Origin of the sequence: Lactococcus petauri (assembly GCF_002154895.1) — a bacterium.
Taxonomy (GTDB): Bacteria; Bacillota; Bacilli; order Lactobacillales; family Streptococcaceae; genus Lactococcus; species Lactococcus petauri.
On sequence record NZ_MUIZ01000013.1, the window covers coordinates 1 to 19,657 of the forward strand.

Genomic DNA, 19,657 nt, shown 5'->3' on the forward strand with positions numbered 1-19,657 from the left:
TGACAGTTGGTATACAAGAAGTTAACTTCTCGCATATAGTCATTCTACTTTATTCAGTTTTCAAAGGTCTATCGCTCTCGTAAGAGATACGCTCTCTCGCGACAACTATTATATTCTATCAAACTCAATTTGTTCTGTCAAGAATAAACTGTGATTTTTCTCCCTTTTTTTTACACTCGTTCGGAAAACCCCGCCGTTGTCACGTTTAAAGACTATAAAAAAACCAGACACTTTGGGGGCTGGTTTCTATTCTATAATATTGGACTCAGTAATCGTGAAAAGTTTTGTTTGATTTTAAGCCAGAGGGATTGTTGAGCAATTTCTTCATCTGTAAGTAGACTTGAATCTCTCAAATCTGCCTCAAAAGTCTTTCTCATCTTCTCTGCTACTCCTTCATCATAGCAAAAAGCACTTATCTCAAAATTTAATTCATAACTGCGTATATCTTGATTAGTTGTACCAAAAACACCTAATTTTCCATCCATTACAAGAGTTTTAGAATGTATAAAGCCATTTGTATAATTGTATATTTTTACGCCTTGTTTATGCAGATAATTTGCGTAATACTGCGTTGCTCGAAAAATAAACGGATGATCAGGCATATCGGGAATCATTATCCTTACATCAACACCAGAATTCGCCGCTGCAATAAGTGCCGTTATCATAGAGTCGTCAGGTATCAAATAAGGCGATTGAAGCCAAATATAGTCTTCTGCATCCATAATCATTTTAATAAAACCTGTTCTTAAGGTTTTATTATCATTTTCTGGACCGTTAGCCACAATCTGGATATCAATGTTCCCCTCTTCTTCTGGTACCACAAAATATGTATCTTTTCGTTCAAGTTTCTCTCGAGGGTCTTTAACGGAAACATTCCAATCTCGAATAAACGTTTCTTGAAGACCGAAAGCTGCTGTACCAACAATTCTGCCATGTGTATCACGCCAGAAACCAAACTTTTTACTATTGTAAATATATTGATCACCAACATTAAAACCACCAGTCCAGCCAATTTGACCATCTATCACTACGATTTTACGGTGTAAATGATAGTTAAGCCGCGTTTTCATTAGTGCATTACGCGAAGTGATAAAGGCTGTAACTTTCCCGCCGGCTTCCTCTAATGGTTTAAAGAAATCTTTTTTCGTTTTTCCTCCCCACGGGTCGTAAACCACCCTTACTTCAATACCTTCTTTAGCTTTCGTAATCAAATGATCACGAAAAGCAGTTCCAATTTTGTCATTAAAAAATGCATAGTATTCTACATGAATATTGTCTTTGGCATTTTTTATATCTTCAAACAAAGCTGAAAATTTATCTTCGCCATTTAGATAAAATTGTACATTATTCCCACGACAAAGCGGTGTTCGCTCCATATTATTAAAATACCTTTTGAGTAATTTTTCGTGGGGGGTCATATCTTTGGGCCCAAATTTTTCATTGTTTTCATGAACTCTTTGGCCAAGAATGGACAGGTTGTATTTGTTTTCTTCTTCAAAACGACGTGTTGTTGTTCGATCAAGTCCTCGTCCTAGGAAAAGATAGCCAAGAAATCCAATACCTGGTAAAAAAACTAAGAACATAAACCAAGCCAAAATACTGGCAATAGACCTCGGTTTACGAAAAATCGTCACAAGGGCAAGCACCGTGTTAATCGTTATCAGTGTTCCAATAAAACTATAAATTGTCGCAAGTGACATAAAATATTTCTCCCTAAAATAATCCTCTATAAAATAATATTGTTCATCCAATTATACCAAAATTGATTGAATATTGAACGTGTGCTAGACATTAATTTACTATTGTGTAAAAAAACGCTTGAACTTTCCACCTCTACAGAGAATATACTATATATATTTAGTCCAATATAAGTTATTCATTTTTTATAAAAATTACTGTTTTTCTTATTAAAATAGCGATATAATGTAAGGTAGGTTTTAAATGACAAGGAGGAATTTTTATGCAAATTACTTTCTTAACACAAATTGATTGGTTGATTCGTTTAATATTAGCAGGAATTTGTGGCTATGCTATTGGTTATGAAAGAAATAGCCGTTATAAAAATGCTGGCACACGTACTCATTTAATTGTTGCTTTGAGTGCTGCCTTGATGATTATCGTCTCAAAATACGGCTTTATGGACATCATTAGCACTCATGGGATCAATCTTGATCCTTCCAGAATTGCTGCTCAAATTGTAAGCGGAATTGGTTTTTTAGGAGCAGGACTGATCTTTGTTCACAATCAATCCGTTCGAGGCTTAACCACCGCTGCTGGCATTTGGGCAACTTCTGGTATTGGTATGGCTATTGGTTCTGGATTATATTTTATAGGTATTGTAACTACTTTACTCATTTTACTTTTTCAAATTATTTTACATCAAAATTATCGGTGGATAAAAACAGCAACAAGCAATCATCTTATTGTTCAATTAGAAGATACTGAAGGTCTTCGCCTGTTGCAAAAACAAATGAAAAATGAACATATCAAAATCCTGAGTATAAAAGTTGAAAAAAAATCAAATAATTGTTTGAAAACTGATCTATATCTGAGCTTACCCAAAACTTATGAACTTGCATCACTGGTAACTCTTTTAGAGTCAAACGAAAAGATTAAATCAATTGAATACTAATCTTAAAAATAGAGCCCCTTCCTAGGGGTACTTTTACTTTTCGAAATCTTACTCCGCTCTTAGTATTCGTATTTAAGACGGTCTTTATGATAAATATTGCTTAAATGGAGCTGCTACAATAAATACCAAAAAGACACCAGTAAAATTCTGGTGTCTTTTTGATATTTATATGAGGCAGATTGAATGTTACACCAATCTCCACCAAATAATTGTTCGAAACGTTGATATATCTGAAACAGATTAACGTTTTGAGAATTGTGAAGCTTTACGGGCTTTCTTAAGACCAGCTTTTTTACGTTCAACCATACGAGCATCACGTGTAAGCAAGCCAGCGCGTTTCAAAGCACCACGGAAGTCTGGATCCACTTCAAGCAATGCACGAGCGATACCGTGACGGATAGCTCCTGATTGACCTGATACACCACCACCGTTTACGTTTACGAGTGTGTCGTAGCTACCTTCAGTTTGTGTAGCTGCAAATGGTTGGTTGATAACAAGGCGAAGTGCTGCTTGTGGGATGTAGTCTTCTACATCACGTTTGTTAATTACGATTTTACCTGTGCCGGGTACGAGACGTACACGAGCAACTGAATTTTTACGGCGTCCTGTGCCAGCATATTGTACTTGTGCCATTTAGTGCGTTCCCTCCTTAGATAAGACCTGAAATATCAAGAACTTCAGGTTTTTGTGCTGCGTGTGTGTGTTCACCACCAACAAACACTTTAAGTTTCATGCCTTGAGCACGTCCAAGAGTGTTGTGTGGAAGCATACCTTTAACTGATTTTTCAATCAAGCGTACAGCGTTTTTCTCACGGAGTTCACCAGCAGTGATTGATTTCAATCCACCTGGGTGAAGGCTGTGACGGTAGTAAACTTTATCAGTTGCTTTTTTACCAGTAAGTTTTACTTTATCAGCATTGATAACGATAACGAAATCACCTGTATCTGTGTGAGGAGTGAAAGTTGGTTTGTTTTTACCGCGAAGCACGCTAGCAACTACAGCTGACAAACGACCAAGAGGTACATCAGTTGCGTCAACCACGTACCATTTACGGTCAACGTTTGAAGCGTTAGCCATGAATGTTATTTTCATCATTTGGGTTAAGTTTCCTTTACTTAGAATTTGTTTACGGCAGGTGTAAGAGTCCTGCAAATATTTTTGGGTTTCCGGGGCCACAAAAATGGGGTAAACAATACCGTTTATCATAATACCACATATGTCAAGTCTTGTCAAGATTCATTTTTAATTTTTTTGCTTTTATGTTAAACTATTACCATGAATGTAGTTCTTACTTTAGACTCCAAAATGTTAGATAGACTTATTCTTAAGTTCGACAAATATAAGAAGGCATCAAAAAACCAATATATTGTTTTTTATGCAAAGCTACCTAAAGCTACTATTTCTGTATATACGTCAGGAAAAGTTGTCTTTCAAGGAGAGGATGCTGGACGTATCGCTCAACAATTTGGGCATACTGCTTCATCACGTCCACAGCAACAAGAGAACATAATCGGTACCGATGAAGTCGGCAATGGTTCTTATTTTGGTCCCTTAGTCGTTGTGGCAAGTTTTGTCAATACTGAAGATGTACTTTTATTAAAGAAGCTCGGTGTCGCCGATTCTAAAAAAGTTACCGATGAAAAAATCTATCAAATTGCTCCTCAATTAATAGAGAATATCACACATGTGCCTTTGATTGTTGAACCCACAAAATATAACCAAGTCATTGATTCAGGTTACAATGCTGTAAGTATCAAAGTAGCCTTGCATAACCAAGCTATTTATCTCCTCGAAAAACGTGTTTCAGAAAGTATTGAATATATAATTGTTGATGCCTTTACGACTGAAAAAAATTACCAAAAATATTTATTAGCCGAGCAAAATAAAGTGAACGGTAAAGTTACCCTTTTACCTAAGGCTGAAGACCAATTCTTAGCCGTTGCTTGCAGCTCTATTATTGCCCGCTACCTCTTTCTAGAAAATCTCAAAGCTCTTTCTCTAGAAGCAGGGTATAAGTTACCAAGCGGCGCCGGAGCAGCTTCTGACCAAGTAGCTGCAAAGCTAATACGTCAAAACGGTCCTGAGTCCTTGAAAAGATATGCAAAATTACATTTTGCTAACACTAAGAAAGCAATAAACATAGCTCAAATATAGAAAGTTAAATATGGAAAATACCACACAAAACAAACAACCCAATGCCTTCACACGATTCATCAAAGAATGGGGCATCTTTCTCGCAATTATCACTATCGCAATCCTCTCACGTATCTTTATCTGGTCACTTGTCGTTGTTGATGGTCATTCAATGGATCCAAACTTAGCTGATAAACAACGCCTGGTTCTTATTAAAACTGCAAGCATTAACCGCTTTGATATCGTAGTTGCTAAAGAAACAGAAACAGTAAATGGGCAAACCGAAACAAAAGACGTTGTAAAGCGTGTGGTTGGTATGCCGGGTGATGAGATTAAATTTGATAAAGATCAACTTTACATCAATGGAAAGAAAACTGATGAGCCCTACTTGGCAGACTTTAAAAAACAGCTTTCTAATAATGAACTCGAAAAGACTTATCAAAATTACGCTTTGACTTCTGAACTCTCTGAAGCCAACCGCGCTTACTTTGTTCAACTTGCGCAACAAGCTCAAGCCTTTACCACGGATGCAACAGGCAATCCAACCTTTACGATTAAAGTACCTGAGGGAGAGTATCTTCTCTTAGGGGATAACCGTATTGTGTCGAGAGACAGTCGGGCAGTAGGAACCTTTAAACGTTCTGATATTGTTGGTCGAACCATGTTCCGTGTGTGGCCAATTAATAAAATTTCTACCCTTAACTAATAAAAAAACTTTGTCTAGATAGACAAAGTTTTTTTCATATTTTTATATTCTAGGTAGGTAAGGAGAATCAGCAAAACATCAAAAACTGAGACAAAAAGCATAAAATTAGAATGATGTTGCAAATACTCCGCCAGTTGGTAAACAATAAAGCCTAAAAAAACCAAAATCGATAATGGATACGCCCAAAGAATCTTTTTCCATAAAAGCACCAAAGTTACAAGCTTGATTAAACCATGTACTAGAAGATAAACAGCAGCAAGGTATTGTGTACTAACAGTAAAATGCTGCCCCAAATTTAATAATAGATGAGCTATAAAGTCGCTTGGATCTTCTTTTAATTCTCCTCGAGTAAACCAGCCCACAATACCAGACATGCGCTCAGGTGTAATAAAGAAAAGAAAAATACCACCAAGAACTTCGCCTAAGGCAAATAGTGACTTTAGTAACAATACGATATCAAAGCTTAGATCAATGACACCTTGCTTGTTTGCTTTATTTCTCTTCAAATATATTACCTAGCTCTACTTCAATCGTCCGCTGGGCAACATCTATCTGGTCCACCTTGAGGATTGATTTATAATCATCTACCAAACGTTCTCCCTTGAAAGGTCCTTCCAGAAAGACAGCCACACCAGATAAGAAACAATCAAATTCGTGAACAAGACTCTTCATGCCATTAATCGTTCCAGCTCCTTTCATAAAGTCGTCTACAATCAATACACTTTGGCCAATCGATAAACTCCGCTTAGAAAGTGTCATATTTTCAACACGGCTGCTTGAACCTGACATATAATTCACGTTCAAAGTTGCCCCTTCTGTAACTTTAGGATCACGTCGAACAATAACAAAAGGAACATCTAAAATTTCCGCTACAGACTGTGCAATCGGAATCCCTTTTGTCGCAATTGTCATCACGACATCAATTTGTTTATCACAATACTCATGAGCAATAATTTGACCAATTTTTTTTAGATTAGCAGGGTGACCTAAAATATCAGAAAGATATATATAACCTCCAGGTAAAATACGGTTTTCTTCACGCAAAAGGTCCGCAAGTTCCAACGCACGATCCCGAGAAACTTCATCAGATATATAGGGTGTGAAACGTACGCCTCCTAAACTTCCAGGAAAAGTTTCGACAATTCCAATATTTTGATCTTCAAAGACACGCTTAATAAAAACAAGGTCTTCAGAAATCGAGGATTTGGCTACTTCATAGCGTTTACTAATTTCGTTCAGATTCAACATTCTATTGGGTCTGTTCAATAAAAAATTAGTAAAGTCCACTAAACGTTCGTTTCTTTTCATATTAATCACCCTTTTCTTTTTGTTGGTTTAATTATAACGTAGAAAAACCGAACAATCAAGCAAAGCATTCAAATTTAATCATAAAAATTACAGTATCTGGGATATATTTTCGAATAATTCAAAATAAAAAAAGCAATACCTTAAAGATATTGCTTTTTTATTAGTTGAAATAATCAAAGATTATTCAGCATCGCCACCGCGACCGTTTTTCTTGATAATTTCTTCTTGTACTGATTTAGGTACATCTTCGTAGTGGTCAAATGTCATCATGAATGTACCACGACCTTGTGAAGATGAACGAAGAGTAGTTGCATAACCAAACATTTCAGCAAGTGGTACAAATGCATTAACTATTTGTGATTTACCATGTGCTTCCATGCTGTTTACACGTCCACGACGAGCTGTAACGTGACCCATAACATCTCCGAGGTTTTCTTCAGGAACTGTGATGACAACTTTCATCATTGGTTCAAGGATTGCAGGTTGTGCAGTCTTAGCAGCTTCTTTCATAGCGAGTGAAGCCGCAACCTTGAAGGCAGTTTCTGATGAATCGACATCGTGATATGAACCATCATAAAGTTTAGCTTTAATATCAACCATTGGGTAACCAGCAAGGACACCGTTAGCCATAGTTTCTACCAAACCTTTTTCAACGGCTGGTACGAATTCACGTGGAACCACACCACCGACGATAGCATTTTCAAACTCGAAACCAGCACCTTCTTCGTTCGGTGTGAATTCGATCCATACGTCACCGTATTGACCTTTACCACCTGATTGACGTTTGAAGAATCCACGTGCTTGAGTAGGTGCACGGAATGTTTCACGGTATGATACTTGAGGCGCACCAACGTTAGCTTCAACTTTGAATTCACGTTTCATACGGTCAACAAGGACATCAAGGTGAAGCTCACCCATACCAGAGATAACTGTTTCACCAGTTTCAACGTTTGTTTCAACGCGGAATGTTGGATCTTCTTCAGCCAATTTAGTAAGGGCAACACCCATTTTATCTTGGTCAGCTTTTGATTTAGGTTCAACAGAAAGTTGGATAACTGGTTCTGGAACTTCGATAGACTCAAGGATGATACGTGCTTTTTCGTCAGTCAATGAGTCACCAGTTGTAGTGTTTTTCAAACCAACAGCAGCGGCGATATCACCAGCATAAACTGTTTGGATTTCTTGACGAGTATTCGCGTGCATTTGGAGGATACGTCCGATACGTTCACGTTTACCTTTAGAAGTATTCAAGACGTATGAACCAGCATCCAATGTACCTGAGTAAACACGGAAGAATGAAAGACGTCCAACGAATGGGTCAGTCATGATCTTGAAGGCAAGAGCCGCAAATGGAGCATCATCAGATGCTGGGCGTTCGTCTTCTTCGTCTGTATCTGGGTTAACACCTTTGATTGCAGGGATGTCCAATGGGCTTGGGAGGTAATCAATAACCGCATCAAGCATCATTTGAACACCTTTGTTCTTGAAGGCAGAACCTGCAAGCATTGGGTAGAATTCAACGTTGATTGTTGCTTTACGAATAGCGGCTTTCAACTCTGCTTCAGTGATTTCTTCACCTGCAAAGTATTTTTCCATCAAGTCTTCGTCTGTTTCAGCGATAGCCTCGATGAGTTTTGTACGCCATTCTTCAGCTTGTTCCATGTATTCTGCTGGGATTTCTTCGTCACGGATATCTGTACCAAGGTCGTTAGTATAGATTTCTGCGCGCATAGTTACCAAGTCAATGATACCCACGAAGTCTTCTTCAGATCCGATTGGGATTTGAATTGGATGAGCGTTAGCGCCCAAACGATCGTGCAATGTAGAAAGTGAATAGAAGAAGTCAGCACCGATTTTATCCATTTTATTAGCAAAAACGATACGTGGAACTCCATAGTCAGTTGCTTGACGCCAAACTGTTTCAGTTTGTGGTTCAACACCTGATTGAGCATCAAGTACAGTTACTGCACCGTCAAGAACACGGAGTGAACGTTGTACTTCGATTGTGAAGTCCACGTGACCTGGTGTATCAATAATGTTTACACGGTTGCCTTTCCATTGGGCAGTTGTCGCAGCAGAAGTGATAGTGATACCACGTTCTTGTTCTTGCTCCATCCAGTCCATTTGTGATGCACCTTCGTGAGTTTCACCGATTTTGTGAATTTTACCAGTATAGTAAAGGACACGTTCAGTGGTAGTTGTTTTACCGGCATCGACGTGAGCCATGATACCGATATTACGAGTATTTTCAAGTGAAAATTCGCGAGCCATAGTTTTCTCCTAATTAATTTTTAGTTTTACACCCCATTATATCATAATAATAAAGGTTTTTATAGTTCTATTTTTATCTTTCAACTATTTTTAAATAAAATTTAAGCTTTTTTCAAAAAGACTTACTTCTTCTTCATGAAAAATTTTTATCAAAAAAAGAAAAAGGAGACTATTCCCCTTTTTCAACAATCTCAATCCATCTTTCGACAGATTCTAAATGATTAAGGTACAGGAAAAGACGCTCATAGAGTTGTTGAGAGGCTTCCTCGTGCTGTGCACTTAGTGCTTCTCCTATTTCCTTTACAGTTGTTTTACCATCGATCATGCTAAAAACAAGTGTACCATATTCATCCAAAGACATGTACGTACGTTGAGGTATTTTCGCCCCCATCTTACGCATAAGATTTTGTGTCCAATGTTTTTGATCTTTATAAATCCGAATCCGACCTTCGTGCCATTCAAATAACACTTTATCTTTTTTCCGGAAAATCATATTCAGATTTTCATCTGAAATATCATCTTTTTTCTTTTTATTACTCATCTGACTTCTCGGCAGCCGGAGCTTTCTTGATTGACATCAATGGTGCTACAATCGCAATGATTAAGATGACCATGAGTACCCAAGCCATGGCGTTAGAACCTACAAATCCCGTAGGTGTTCCTGGAGTTACGACTCCTGAAACTTGAAGGATAATACCCAACAAACCAATAATTGATGCACCGGCAACTAAACCTGACGATAAAGAGACACCTGATGACATACGTTCTTCTTGAACAGCTTCTGTATCTTTTTTACCAAGAACTTCTACCAAAATACGAACTAAAGCACCAATAAGAATAATTGACGTTGTTGAAATTGGAAGGTAGAAACCAATCGCAAATGTCATAACTGGAACTTTAATCATGTAAAGGATAATACCAAACACGATACCAGCAATAATCATATGCCATGGAAGTTCTCCACCGATGATACCATCAGTCAAAGTTGCCATCAAGTTTGCTTGTGGTAAGGCGAACTGAGCTGCATCACCCGTTAAAGCTAATTGATCACGAAGTAATACGATAACACCTGTTACTACTACAACACCAAGAACAGCAGCAACAAGGAAGAAACGACGTACTTCATATTTGTTACCACCAGTGATGAAAGTAACTTTTTGAGCTTGTGTATAACCACCAGCTACTGAAATTGCTACAACGATGAAGGTACCGAAGAGTAAGAGTGATTTAAGGTCTGCACTTGATGTCCAACCCATTGTCAAGAAAACAAGAGTCAGGATAACAAGTGAGGCAATTGTCATACCAGATACTGGCAAGTTAGATGTACCGATTGTACCTGTCAAGCGTCCTGCAACGATAATGAATAACATTGAAAGAACGATTGAAAGAATACCAGCAAGGAAAGTCATGGCGATATTCCCACCAGAGATAATGAAGCCAACAACAAATGTTGCAACAATACCAATAAGGATAGCAAAGATACCAAGTGAATCACGTTCTCCAGCTTCGGCATTTTTACGTCCATCGAGTGTTGCTTTAACAGAGTTGATGATTGTTGGGATAAGACGGATTGCCCCAATCATACCACCTGAAATCATCATCCCCGCACCAATGTATTTAACATATGATCCAGAGATTGCGGCAAAATTCATAGCTTGGATTGGAGTAGATGGGTCATTCCAAACATGATGACCGTTTCCAGCCATTTCTGAGAAGTAACCAATCAATGGAGCGATACCAAAGTTAGCAAGGATTGAACCTGCAAACATCATTACCGCAACCTCAAGCCCAACAATAAAGCCGATAGCAGCAAGCATTGGATTTACTTCAATTTCAAGTTTCCATTTGTAGAAAGTTTCGTTTGTATAGCTTACAACGTTGTTCACAACACCAAAAACTGCTGAAGTGAATGCAGTAATAAGACCACCAACACCAAAACCGATACCCATGTATTTAAGTGAGTTACCACCTGTTGAAGAAGCAACAAGCGTTTCCGAAATTGCCATCGCTTCTGGATAAACAAGTGTGCCATGTTCTTCAACTAAGAGATAGTCTTGAACAAATGACAAAATACCAAGAGATACAAGAACCGCAGAAACACCAACAATTACACCTTCAAAGAAAGAGACTTGTTGTCCGATAAGGATAACTGCTGGTAAGACAAAGATAAGACCTGAGGCAATTGACTCACCACCAGTTGCCATTGACTGGAGGATATTCTTCATCAGGAAGTTATTTTTACGGATAAAAATTGACAAGAGTCCTGAACCAAGAATAGCCCCTGGGATACCTGCAGCTACTGTTAAACCAGCACGCATTCCTGAATAGGCAGTAGATGCTGCAAAAAGAATGGCCAAAATAATACCAATAACAATTACAACTGGGTTGCCAGCACTCTTTTTGCGTCCATCTTCATAAGGGAGGTAATCTTTCCCTGCGACACCGCCATAGGCGGTTTTAGACAATTTTTTCATATTGTGTAATATACTCCTTAAGTTTGAAAGTGTTTTCGCCTTATTTTACTACAAATTCATCAAATCTGCAAGGTGTTTAAGTGTTTTTTGTAGCTTTTTTCTCATATTTTTGTTATGTAAATGTGTATATTTTTTTATTTTCTTATCTTTGAAAATAAAAAAACTTGACCATAAAGTCAAGCTTTTTCTAGAAAAACGACCAAGGTCATCTTCTTACCAACGGAAGTGAGCGAACGCACGGTTTGCTTCTGCCATTTTGTGTGTGTCTTCACGTTTCTTAACTGCAGCACCTGTGTTGTTTGCAGCATCAAGAATTTCTTTTGCAAGACGGTCTTGCATAGTGTGTTCACCACGGTTACGAGCGATTGTTACCAACCAACGGAGTCCGAGAGTTGTACGACGTTCTGGACGAACTTCAACTGGGACTTGATAGTTAGAACCACCAACACGACGAGCGCGAACTTCAAGAACAGGCATGATATTTTCCATAGCTGTTTCGAAAACTTCAAGTGGGTTGTTTCCAGTAGCTTCTTCAATTTGTTTGAAAGCTCCGTAAACGATATTTGTAGAAACGCCACGTTTACCATCAAGCATAACGCGGTTGATAAGACGTGTTACTACTACTGAGTTGTACATTGGATCTGCCAAAACTTCACGTTTTGGGGCACGATTTTTACGCATTCTTCTTATCTCCTTTCAATTACGCTTTTGGTTTTTTAGTACCGTATTTAGAACGGCTTTGTTTACGATCTGTTACACCAGCTGTATCGAGTGCACCACGAACGATGTGGTAACGTACCCCTGGCAAGTCTTTTACACGACCACCACGAAGAAGTACAACGCTGTGTTCTTGCAAGTTGTGACCGATACCTGGGATGTATGCTGTAACCTCGATAAGGTTAGACAAACGTACACGAGCGAATTTACGGAGCGCTGAGTTAGGTTTTTTCGGAGTCATTGTTCCAACACGAGTTGCAACACCACGTTTTTGTGGGCTTGCTACTTTAGTTTGGAGTTTTTTACGACTGTTATAGCCGATGTTCAATGCAGGTGAGTTAGATTTTTCCACTTTAGAGTGACGACCTTTACGCACCAATTGGTTAATAGTAGGCATTTTTCTGTCTGCTTATCCCTTTTATTTACGGAGAACCGCAAAGCGAAATAAAACGAATAAACAATCCTTTCTGTTTTTTTATAAAGTTGGAATGTCAGTATATGGTCGCTTAATCCAAGTTCTGACAAGAAGTTTGGCAACTTATACAAGTTCTCCTTATTAGGACCAAATATAAAAAGTACCGTTTAATATCATATCAAAATTTCAACACTCTGTCAACTTTATTTTGCATATTATTAGAGAAAAGTATTTCTTTACAAATTTTTTTGCATTTTCTATACTGACACGCGCGCTTAATTGCCTCATATCTGGGTTAATGAATAAATGATGTAGCAGGATAACCGAAAAATAAAATAGCGATAATTAGGGCAACAAATAAAAAATCTAAAAAAATTACGAGAACAATAGTCAGTATGCGCCCTATCTTATTATAGGGATTAATACTGAGGCCATAACCGAATACTTTTGGCACCCAAAGGGGAGAATCCATTATCCCTTTATAATGCTGATAAGCAAGTTTATTAAAGCTTACAGTCACATATAAAAGGAGAATGCAGAGGAGGAAGATAACTATTGTAATACCATTTAGTAAAATTACGTTGTTCTGAGATAAAGGAATGAGTAATAATGATAAGAGGAGGATAAGGCTGGTCACTATAATCAATAGTATTGAGTACTTCTTGTTCGCTCTCTTCGTATTGATCAACTCATAATCTTTCTTGACTTTCTTCATAAACTGCGGGTCTCCTTTAATAATATCAAGTGAAAAATCATAATAATTACTTAGTTCTATCAGCATCGGAACATCTGGAAAGTTTTTCCCGTTCTCCCAGTTGGAAAGGGATTGTCTTGAGATATAGAGCGTATCAGCAACTTTTTGTTGCGTTTCTTCTTTTTTCTTCCGTTCCTCTACTAAAATAGTGGCTAAATTCATCTTTACTCCTTTCATGCCCCATCATGATATATTAAAAAGAATCGAATGTCTAGCAAATATTTCTTGCATGCCTATCTAAGAGGGTAAAAAGAGCTATTGTAAATGAAGTTTACCGATACTGTAAACTTCATTTACTTCTGTAAAATAATAAATATTTGCATAGATTTTCCTAAAAGAGAAGAAATGTTTTACGTGAAACCATTGATTTGCTGTTAAAGCATCTATTAGTGTGAGTTTAACAGATATTATTCTTGAAATACATTAGACCTTATTTCGCTGGTATGATAAAATAGAAACATGAAAAAAATCGTAATCACTTTCCTCTCCTTACTGCTTTTATTCTCTCCTTTGGCTACTATAAATGCTCAAGCTGAGGATTTTTCTGTGGCAGCAAAATCTTCTATCGCCGTAGATGCAAGCAGTGGTAAAATCCTTTATAGCCAAAATGCAACGGATTCAAGCACGCGCATCGCCTCAATCACTAAACTTTTAACGGCCTACTTGGTTTATAAGAGTGTCGATGAGAAAAAAATTGCTTGGGATACAAAAGTACCTATTTCTGACTATGCTTATAATTTAACAATGAACAGCAACGCAAGTAATATCCCACTTGCTGAGGGAACTGAAGTCACGGTTAAAGATTTACTTAATGCCTTGCTTTTACCCTCAGCTAACTCCGCTGCTATAGCCTTGGCAGAAAAAATTGCTGGTTCGGAACCGAAATTTGTTGATATGATGATGGCTCAATTGAAAGAATGGGGCATTACAGATGCTAAGCTTTATACTTCTTCTGGCCTCCCAAACAGCGAGCTCGGTGAAAATATTTATCCAGGATCTACTGAAAATGATGCCAATACAATGAGTGCTCAAGATGTTGCCATCATGTGTACACATCTCCTCAAAGATTATCCCGAAATATTGAAAATCACCGAAAAAACAGAACTTCCATTTGATAAGGGAGGGCAATCTGAAACTACTTTAGCAAATACTAATCAAATGTTGCCTGGGTTTACAACAACACGTGCCGGTGTAGATGGCCTTAAAACTGGTTCAACTTCATTTTATGTCGACTGCTTTGCTGCTACAACAGTTCAAAATGGGTTCCGTATTATTACGGTTATTTTAGAAGCTAAAGACCCTTCTGTAGATAATTCAACACCTTTTACACTCACTAATGATCTTATGAACCAAGTTTATGCTTCTTGGACAAATGCAGATATTATTAGTAAGGATGAGCAACTCAGCGATTTCGCTAGACTTCCTGTACGAGACGGAAAGAAAAACAGTATTGATCTTATAGCTAAAGATAACTTCTCCGCTGTAGTCCCCTTAAAAAATGGTACAGCCGACATAAATGCAATTGAAATTACCTTTGATCGCGATCCTAAAACAAATATCGAGGCTCCCATCAAAAAAGGAGAAGAGTTAGTTCAGGCTACAGCTACACAAAAAGATAAGCTCGGCTATCTCCCAGGTTTTTCAGGTTATCATTTTCCTCTTACAGCTAAGACAGATGTGGAACGTGCAAATGTCTTTGTCGTGATGTGGAATAAATTCGTCCGTTTTGTAAACGAAAAACTCTAATAAAAAACTTTCTTGTACAAGAAAGTTTTTTATTTTATAGAATTTTCTAGTTTAGAATGACGATAACTGTAAACAAAGTAGAAACCAGCTGCAAACATAAGTAAAATTAGAAGAAAAAGCCATATTTGGGTATGATAGTGGACGATTAAAAAGCCATTGACAATAATTGATAAGATAGGGATCAAAGGTACTAGTGGAGTTTTAAACTCATGAGGTTGTGGCATCCCTTGTTCCTTACGAAGCTTTAACAAACCAAGAGCTAATACAATCAGATATAACAATGTAGATAAGCTCAAAAACTGACTGAGATAAGACATAGGAACAAAGCCAGCTATCAACATTGAAGTACCTCCAATAACGAGTGTAGCATTAATTGGTGTTTGGTGCTTAGCTGAAATTTTACTGAGCTTTGGAGGTAAAAGCCCATCACGACTCATAGAGTAAAGTAAGCGTGATAAGGCATAGGACATGGTGAGAGCAACACTGAGCAAAGTAATCACCGCTATAATAGAAATATAAGTCGCTGCCCACTCAACTCCAAGATAAGCAAGAGCAAATGCAATAGAGTTTGTAACATTTAGCTTATAATAAGGCACTGTTCCTGTAAGCACCAATGTCACAATAATATAAAAGACTACAGCAACAAAAAGTGAACTAATTACGCCATAAGGAATATTTCGACGGGGATTTTCAGCCTCATCTACCGCTGTCGACACTGTTTCGTAACCAATAAAGGCAATAAAGAGCATCGAAGCACCTGGTAAGATACCCGATTGACCACCGATTAAGGAACCCAAGCCAAAAGGTGCAAAGTTAGACCAATTTGCAGGTTCCAGATAAAAAAGACCAACAATAGCAAAAACAATTAATGCTGAAAATTTTAAAACAACGAGAGTATTATTCAAATGTGACACTGTTCGGGTGTTTAAGAAAATCATCACCGTTATGGCAGCCACTACCAACATTGGAATTAAATCAATAGAAAAACCTGAAGTATGGCCAAATGAGCCTTCAAATCTGGAAGGAAGTTGCAAATGCAGCAAGCCTTTGAAATAACCACTCCATGACTTTGCAACGATTGCAATTGTTGTAAAAAATTCAATTGCCAAAAGCCAGCCTACGATCCAAGCAGGAAATTCTCCAAAAACAGCATAAATGTAGCCATAAGGCCCACCTCGGCTTGGTACACGTGAAGCAAACTCAGCAAAGATTAGAGCTGACAATCCTACAGCAATCCCTGCAATAATAATGGATATAATAAGCGAAGGCCCAGCAATCAGGGCTACACCAACACCAGTAAAAGTAAAAATACCTGCTCCCACCATTGATCCTAGACCTAATAAAGTTAAGTCCATCGAATTAAGAGTACGTTTCATTTCACTTTTTTCTTGAACTACTCTTTTACGAAAAATGTTCATATCACTCCTCTATCATCATATTTTTACATTTCTTCAGCACATCAATTATTGATACCTTTTGCTTTGACAATAGCAAGTAAGATTGCTCCAATAATAAACAATACTGTACCTATAGTAATGTAGGCTAACTCCTTTTTTGTTTTTTTCTCGCCTAAAAAGAGAATACCTCCAATTGTTGAAATGATTACTCCTAATTGGGAGAAGGAAAAAGCAATAGCATTCCCTGCCAGTGAAGCTGCGAGTAACATAAAAACATTACCCACGCCCCACATTAGTCCAACAGAAATATTTTTAAAAACAACTGCTTCCATTTTTATATCACTACCAGAAAGAACAAAAGCACCTACAACCATTCCGATTGACATTGGAAAAATAATTGTTAATGTATCAAAATGAATATTGAACCACAGAGCGGATAAATTATTAAACAAAATCACATAAGATACATAAGCTAAAGTCGAGTAAGCTAAACAAATCAAACCTCTAACATAGTGATGTTTTTCTACAGCAATGGTATTTTCAGGATCTCTTTTTGCAGAAAAATAGAAACCAACGATTAAAGCTAAAATGGCAATAAACCCTAATGTATATTGAATATTTTGGGTCCACTCATGGAAAATGAAGACACCGATTAGTGCTGCCAAAACGAGTTGGGACCCCGCAGATAAAGGACCAGCTACGGATACACCGAGATATTTCATAGAGTGAAACTGTCCACTTTGACCAATTGCCCAAATAAAGCCACCAATAAAACCAATAAGAAAAATAGGAAAACTTAATTGAGGTTGACGGATAAGAAATACTATCAGAGCAAAGACAAAGGCTCCAAAAGTCATCCCCAAAGTTTGTTGTTTTGCTGTTCCACCGATTTTATTTGATACAAAACCAATGGATCCCCATGCGAACATTGGGACGAGAGCGAGTAAAATTCCTTCCATTTCAGCCTCCAAAATAAACATTAACTAAAAATCTTCTTATTTTAACATTATTATACATAAATATCAATGCATTCTTCTTATCTATTTTTTAATTTGATGCACTTTTTAACCCACTATTTTAAATGAGTATTAATAGCTAGTCTTTTAAGCCTTAAAGTCTTGATGGAAAGTTCTAACTACTCTTCCATTCTTTTAAAAGTTTATTTTTGACTCATTTTTATCACACTTTCATTCTAACAAAATAAAGAATCGAAAAAAAATAAAACACGCAAATACGTGTTTTATCGCTTTTCAATACAAATCAAAAAAGGTGGTGTATGGATCTGGTTCAGAGGCTCATATTTCATCACATGCCATTGTGCTTGGGGAAGCTCACTTGCCCAAGCAAGAACAGCATCTTTTTCACTTTGACCACCTTCGTGACCGTAATAAACAACTAGCATAATCTGCCCATGAGGTAGAAGTTTTTCTTTTAGGATGTCTAAAGCTCTTAAAGTCGTACTGGGCTGTGTAATAACCGATTTATCTGCCCGAGGCAAATAACCTAAGTTAAAAATAGCAGCTTTTACAGAATCCTTGACATATTTATCAATACTCTCATGGCCATCTAAGATTAACTTGGCTTCTAGTTTTTTTTCTTGCAATAAAGCTTGGGTTGAAACTAAGGCTTCCTTTTGCACATCAAAGGCATATACCTTATCCGTCAAACCTGCAAGAAAAGCTGTATCCCAACCATTCCCCATGGTCGCATCAACGACCACATCACCAGACTTAATTGTTTTAGATAACATCTGATGTGCCATCTCAATTGGTCTAAGCATAGGTAATTGACTCCACTTTTCTAATATTTTTACAGCCTTGAACAGAGCCACGTCGCTCCATTTCACGATCAATCGCATTCAAGACTTCCCACTTATTTAAAGACCACATTGGACCAATCAAAGCCTCACGGGGTGCATCCCCAGTGAGCCGATGAATAACAATTTCTTTAGGTATCATCTCTAGCTGATCACAGATAATCTTTACATATTCATCCTGAGACAAGAGTTGTAAACGTCCATCATGGTAATCACGTTGCATTCGCGTATTTTTCATTAAATGCAGTAAATGAAGCTTGACACCCTGAATATCCGAATCTAAAATCATGCGGCGTACATTCTCTAACATCATTTCATGGCTTTCACCAGGTAATCCATTGATCAAATGGACACAAACATTAATATTATGCTCACGTAAACGAGCTACGGCATCCGTATAAGTTTGGTAATCATGTGCTCTGTTAATTAAATCACTTGTCTTTTCAAATGTTGTTTGAAGACCTAAGTCAATCCAAACTTCCATACGCGTATTAAGTTCCGCCAGATAATCAACCACATCTGGCGGAAGACAATCAGGTCGTGTTCCGATAGATATACCCACAACATCCGACTGGTTCACAGCCTCTTCGAAACGTTCACGTAAAACCTCAACTGGAGCGTGAGTATTGGTAAAGTTTTGAAAGTAGGCGATATATTTTTTTACACCAGGCCATTTTTTATGAAAAGCTTCAACTTCCACACGAAATTGCTCAGCAATTGGTGCATCAGGCTCTAATATCAAATCACCAGAACCAGATACGGTACAAAATGTACAGCCGCCATGAGCAACAGTCCCATCCCGATTGGGACAATCAAAACCAGCATCAATGGGAACCTTAAAAATTTTTTCTCCAAAAGTCCCTCTTAAATATTCGTTCCATGTGGTATAGCGTTTTTGCATAATATTTTACTTCCTTCAGTATCTACTATTATAACACAACAAAAAAACAGCCACAGGCTGATTTACTTGACTGCGGATGTCGGGCTCGAACCGACGACAACACGATTAACAGTCGTGCGCTCTACCAACTGAGCTAATCCGCATAAAACAAAACCCGATCATAAATCGGGATTTGAGAATATAGTCCGTACGGGATTCGAACCCGTGTTACCGCCGTGAAAAGGCGGTGTCTTAACCCCTTGACCAACGGACCATATAAACTTGGCATTTACCCTATCTCGCAGGGGGCAACCCCCAACTACTTCCGGCGTAATAGGACTTAACTTCTGTGTTCGACATGGGAACAGGTGTATCTCCTATGCAATGAATACCAAATCATGGTCTGA

The 19,657-nt window shown here is 37.8% G+C and carries 19 protein-coding genes, 2 tRNA genes and 1 rRNA gene; 4 read left to right on the forward strand and 18 right to left on the reverse strand.

Annotated features, from left to right (window positions below):
- Positions 1-251 precede the first annotated feature (251 nt).
- Positions 252-1,700 (reverse strand): cardiolipin synthase, encoded by a 1,449-nt coding sequence (cls, locus tag BZZ03_RS11070; protein ID WP_019335260.1) that lies wholly within the window; start codon positions 1,698-1,700, stop codon positions 252-254.
- A gap of 260 nt (positions 1,701-1,960) precedes the next feature.
- Here cls and BZZ03_RS11075 point away from each other — a divergent pair, with 260 nt between their 5' ends.
- A complete protein-coding gene (locus tag BZZ03_RS11075) occupies positions 1,961-2,632 on the forward strand; it encodes an MgtC/SapB family protein (RefSeq protein ID WP_086583316.1) in 672 nt (223 codons plus the stop codon).
- 240 nt (positions 2,633-2,872) lie between these two features.
- On the opposite strand, the gene rpsI is transcribed toward BZZ03_RS11075, so the two are convergent.
- Positions 2,873-3,265 (reverse strand): 30S ribosomal protein S9, encoded by a 393-nt coding sequence (gene rpsI / locus BZZ03_RS11080; protein WP_003133537.1) that lies wholly within the window; start codon positions 3,263-3,265, stop codon positions 2,873-2,875.
- A 16-nt stretch (positions 3,266-3,281) separates the two neighbouring features.
- Positions 3,282-3,728 carry a 50S ribosomal protein L13 gene (gene rplM / locus BZZ03_RS11085; RefSeq protein ID WP_086583317.1) on the reverse strand — a complete coding sequence of 149 codons (447 nt, stop codon included), beginning with the start codon at positions 3,726-3,728 and terminating at the stop codon, positions 3,282-3,284.
- A 180-nt stretch (positions 3,729-3,908) separates the two neighbouring features.
- Between rplM and rnhC the strand changes: the two genes are divergently transcribed.
- Positions 3,909-4,787: a ribonuclease HIII gene (gene rnhC, locus BZZ03_RS11090; RefSeq protein ID WP_086583318.1), complete on the forward strand. Its 879-nt coding sequence runs from the start codon at positions 3,909-3,911 to the stop codon at positions 4,785-4,787.
- A gap of 10 nt (positions 4,788-4,797) precedes the next feature.
- Complete coding sequence (gene lepB / locus BZZ03_RS11095; RefSeq protein WP_019294132.1) at positions 4,798-5,472, forward strand: signal peptidase I; 675 nt, start codon at positions 4,798-4,800, stop codon at positions 5,470-5,472.
- A 14-nt stretch (positions 5,473-5,486) separates the two neighbouring features.
- On the opposite strand, the gene BZZ03_RS11100 is transcribed toward lepB, so the two are convergent.
- The 8 genes from BZZ03_RS11100 to BZZ03_RS11135 form a co-directional block, all read right to left on the reverse strand.
- Entirely contained in the window at positions 5,487-5,978 is a 492-nt protein-coding gene (locus tag BZZ03_RS11100; protein WP_061415332.1) for a DUF2127 domain-containing protein, read from the reverse strand.
- The gene (purR, locus tag BZZ03_RS11105; RefSeq protein WP_019292793.1) at positions 5,965-6,780 is read right to left on the reverse strand and encodes a pur operon repressor; all 816 of its coding nucleotides are present in this window, start codon (positions 6,778-6,780) and stop codon (positions 5,965-5,967) included. The genes BZZ03_RS11100 and purR overlap by 14 nt, the downstream gene beginning before the upstream one ends.
- Before the next feature lie 180 nt (positions 6,781-6,960).
- On the reverse strand, positions 6,961-9,051 hold the full coding sequence (fusA, locus tag BZZ03_RS11110; protein WP_019335264.1) for an elongation factor G: 2,091 nt from the start codon (positions 9,049-9,051) through the stop codon (positions 6,961-6,963).
- A 169-nt stretch (positions 9,052-9,220) separates the two neighbouring features.
- Complete coding sequence (locus tag BZZ03_RS11115; protein WP_003133546.1) at positions 9,221-9,592, reverse strand: PqqD family protein; 372 nt, start codon at positions 9,590-9,592, stop codon at positions 9,221-9,223.
- On the reverse strand, positions 9,585-11,525 hold the full coding sequence (locus BZZ03_RS11120; RefSeq protein ID WP_003133548.1) for an OPT/YSL family transporter: 1,941 nt from the start codon (positions 11,523-11,525) through the stop codon (positions 9,585-9,587). The genes BZZ03_RS11115 and BZZ03_RS11120 overlap by 8 nt, the downstream gene beginning before the upstream one ends.
- A gap of 213 nt (positions 11,526-11,738) precedes the next feature.
- Complete coding sequence (gene rpsG / locus BZZ03_RS11125) at positions 11,739-12,206, reverse strand: 30S ribosomal protein S7 (RefSeq protein WP_003133550.1); 468 nt, start codon at positions 12,204-12,206, stop codon at positions 11,739-11,741.
- Positions 12,207-12,225: 19 nt separating this feature from the next.
- Positions 12,226-12,639: a 30S ribosomal protein S12 gene (gene rpsL, locus BZZ03_RS11130; RefSeq protein ID WP_003133552.1), complete on the reverse strand. Its 414-nt coding sequence runs from the start codon at positions 12,637-12,639 to the stop codon at positions 12,226-12,228.
- Between the two features lie 313 nt (positions 12,640-12,952).
- Positions 12,953-13,573 carry a helix-turn-helix domain-containing protein gene (locus tag BZZ03_RS11135; RefSeq protein WP_086583319.1) on the reverse strand — a complete coding sequence of 207 codons (621 nt, stop codon included), beginning with the start codon at positions 13,571-13,573 and terminating at the stop codon, positions 12,953-12,955.
- Between the two features lie 297 nt (positions 13,574-13,870).
- On the opposite strand from BZZ03_RS11135, the gene BZZ03_RS11140 reads away from it, so the two are divergent.
- Positions 13,871-15,157, forward strand: coding sequence for a serine hydrolase (locus BZZ03_RS11140; protein WP_019294135.1), 1,287 nt, complete (start codon positions 13,871-13,873; stop codon positions 15,155-15,157).
- Between the two features lie 29 nt (positions 15,158-15,186).
- Here BZZ03_RS11140 and BZZ03_RS11145 read toward each other — a convergent pair whose 3' ends face one another.
- From BZZ03_RS11145 to rrf, 7 genes are all read right to left on the reverse strand, one after another.
- Complete coding sequence (locus tag BZZ03_RS11145) at positions 15,187-16,575, reverse strand: APC family permease (RefSeq protein ID WP_086583320.1); 1,389 nt, start codon at positions 16,573-16,575, stop codon at positions 15,187-15,189.
- A gap of 41 nt (positions 16,576-16,616) precedes the next feature.
- Positions 16,617-17,513: a GRP family sugar transporter gene (locus tag BZZ03_RS11150; RefSeq protein WP_086583322.1), complete on the reverse strand. Its 897-nt coding sequence runs from the start codon at positions 17,511-17,513 to the stop codon at positions 16,617-16,619.
- Positions 17,514-17,794: 281 nt separating this feature from the next.
- Positions 17,795-18,334 carry a tRNA 5-(aminomethyl)-2-thiouridylate-methyltransferase MnmM gene (gene mnmM, locus BZZ03_RS11155; RefSeq protein WP_019335268.1) on the reverse strand — a complete coding sequence of 180 codons (540 nt, stop codon included), beginning with the start codon at positions 18,332-18,334 and terminating at the stop codon, positions 17,795-17,797.
- Positions 18,327-19,271: a tRNA modification radical SAM protein MnmL/YtqA gene (gene mnmL / locus BZZ03_RS11160; protein WP_086583321.1), complete on the reverse strand. Its 945-nt coding sequence runs from the start codon at positions 19,269-19,271 to the stop codon at positions 18,327-18,329. The genes mnmM and mnmL overlap by 8 nt, the downstream gene beginning before the upstream one ends.
- 70 nt (positions 19,272-19,341) lie before the next feature.
- Positions 19,342-19,414: transfer RNA gene (locus tag BZZ03_RS11165), tRNA-Asn, on the reverse strand.
- Positions 19,415-19,452: 38 nt separating this feature from the next.
- A tRNA-Glu gene (locus BZZ03_RS11170) sits at positions 19,453-19,524 on the reverse strand.
- Between the two features lie 6 nt (positions 19,525-19,530).
- Positions 19,531-19,646 (reverse strand): 5S ribosomal RNA (gene rrf, locus BZZ03_RS11175).
- Positions 19,647-19,657: the final 11 nt, after the last annotated feature.

Coding starts and splice junctions, on each gene's coding strand:
- cls (WP_019335260.1), bottom strand. CDS start 1,700: ATGTCACTTGCGACAATTTATAGTTTTATTGGAACACTGATAACGATT.
- BZZ03_RS11075 (WP_086583316.1), top strand. CDS start 1,961: ATGCAAATTACTTTCTTAACACAAATTGATTGGTTGATTCGTTTAATA.
- rpsI (WP_003133537.1), bottom strand. CDS start 3,265: ATGGCACAAGTACAATATGCTGGCACAGGACGCCGTAAAAATTCAGTT.
- rplM (WP_086583317.1), bottom strand. CDS start 3,728: ATGATGAAAATAACATTCATGGCTAACGCTTCAAACGTTGACCGTAAA.
- rnhC (WP_086583318.1), top strand. CDS start 3,909: ATGAATGTAGTTCTTACTTTAGACTCCAAAATGTTAGATAGACTTATT.
- lepB (WP_019294132.1), top strand. CDS start 4,798: ATGGAAAATACCACACAAAACAAACAACCCAATGCCTTCACACGATTC.
- purR (WP_019292793.1), bottom strand. CDS start 6,780: ATGAAAAGAAACGAACGTTTAGTGGACTTTACTAATTTTTTATTGAAC.
- fusA (WP_019335264.1), bottom strand. CDS start 9,051: ATGGCTCGCGAATTTTCACTTGAAAATACTCGTAATATCGGTATCATG.
- BZZ03_RS11115 (WP_003133546.1), bottom strand. CDS start 9,592: ATGAGTAATAAAAAGAAAAAAGATGATATTTCAGATGAAAATCTGAAT.
- BZZ03_RS11120 (WP_003133548.1), bottom strand. CDS start 11,525: ATGAAAAAATTGTCTAAAACCGCCTATGGCGGTGTCGCAGGGAAAGAT.
- rpsG (WP_003133550.1), bottom strand. CDS start 12,206: ATGCGTAAAAATCGTGCCCCAAAACGTGAAGTTTTGGCAGATCCAATG.
- rpsL (WP_003133552.1), bottom strand. CDS start 12,639: ATGCCTACTATTAACCAATTGGTGCGTAAAGGTCGTCACTCTAAAGTG.
- BZZ03_RS11135 (WP_086583319.1), bottom strand. CDS start 13,573: ATGAATTTAGCCACTATTTTAGTAGAGGAACGGAAGAAAAAAGAAGAA.
- BZZ03_RS11140 (WP_019294135.1), top strand. CDS start 13,871: ATGAAAAAAATCGTAATCACTTTCCTCTCCTTACTGCTTTTATTCTCT.
- BZZ03_RS11145 (WP_086583320.1), bottom strand. CDS start 16,575: ATGAACATTTTTCGTAAAAGAGTAGTTCAAGAAAAAAGTGAAATGAAA.
- BZZ03_RS11150 (WP_086583322.1), bottom strand. CDS start 17,513: ATGGAAGGAATTTTACTCGCTCTCGTCCCAATGTTCGCATGGGGATCC.
- mnmM (WP_019335268.1), bottom strand. CDS start 18,334: ATGCTTAGACCAATTGAGATGGCACATCAGATGTTATCTAAAACAATT.
- mnmL (WP_086583321.1), bottom strand. CDS start 19,271: ATGCAAAAACGCTATACCACATGGAACGAATATTTAAGAGGGACTTTT.